Source organism: Oleiphilus sp. HI0125, assembly GCF_001635355.1.
In genome coordinates this window covers 1-1,114 of record NZ_LWGF01000128.1, presented here as the reverse complement: position 1 = coordinate 1,114, position 1,114 = coordinate 1, and the positions used below count along the sequence as shown (strand labels likewise).

Here is a 1,114-nt window from a genome sequence, read left to right as displayed (position 1 = left end):
CCAGAAATAAAGGCGGCATTATACGGATTGCAGGCGCAGACCCTGTATTTCTCAGGTATCGCAATCGATGCTCCTCCAGTTGCCGATGCTGTAAACAAAGCGACCCTACTTAATCCACAAGATACCAACATTTATGGACTAAAAGCCTTGGCAAGTTATGATCAAGGTCAATTTGACCAAGCTATAGAATATTGGAAGACGATTTTAACGTTGGAACCTAATCACCCATCGCGCGGTTCGATTGAAGAGGGTATTTCTGCGGCTGAACGAGCACTGGGCGTACCTTCAACCATACAAGTACCTGCCTCAACAGTTGGAGTAAGCGTTGACGTAAGGATTGAACCCGCATTGCTGTCTCAATTTAATGAAAATGAAATTGTGGTCGTGTATGCGCGAGCCAGCGTTGGTCCGCCAATGCCATTAGCAGTGGCCAGATTTTCCCCTAAACAAGAAATTAACGACATAGTATTAGATGATAGCTTAGCTATGATGCCAGAGCTGAAATTAAGCCTATTTGAATCTGTCGATGTGGTAGTTCGAATCACCAAGGGTTCTGTTGAGCGAAAGCTTGGGGATTATGAAAAAATAATTAGCGGTGTGTTGGTAGCTGATCAGCCGCGTTTATCAATTAATATCGGTGCAGAAGACATCGTGACTGATTCAAAATAGTTAGAGGTAGAAAGAGCATGAAAGTTGTCGTAATTGGCGCAGGTACAATGGGAGCGGGTATTGCACAGACGTTTGCATCGTCTGGTTTTGAAGTTGTACTCAAAGACATTGCGCAAGAAGCAGTTGACAAAGGTCTCCAGACAATCGAGAAGGGGCTGTCACGTTTATTGGCTAAGGATAAAATTACGCAAGAAACCTTTGACTCGACTTTAGCGCGAATTCAAGGTTCTAACGATAACAGTTTGGTCTCTGACGCAGCGCTTATTGTTGAAGCAGCTGTCGAGAATATGAATATCAAAAAAGTCATCTTTACTGAGTTAGATGCGGTGTGTGGCCCAGATACGATTTTCGCCACAAATACCTCTTCTTTATCAATTACTGAAGTCGCTGCAGCAACGAGTCGTCCAGACAGATTTTTGGGGATGCATTTTTTCAATCCTGCGCC

At 43.9% G+C, this 1,114-nt stretch carries 2 protein-coding genes; both read left to right on the top strand.

The features are described 5' to 3' along the window. On the top strand, positions 1 to 669 hold a 669-nt coding region (locus A3762_RS26870; protein WP_197468948.1), incomplete at its 5' end, for a hypothetical protein. 17 nt (positions 670 to 686) lie between these two features. Further along, a partial coding sequence (locus A3762_RS02180) for a 3-hydroxyacyl-CoA dehydrogenase NAD-binding domain-containing protein (protein ID WP_231878701.1) occupies positions 687 to 1,114 on the top strand: 428 nt, incomplete at its 3' end.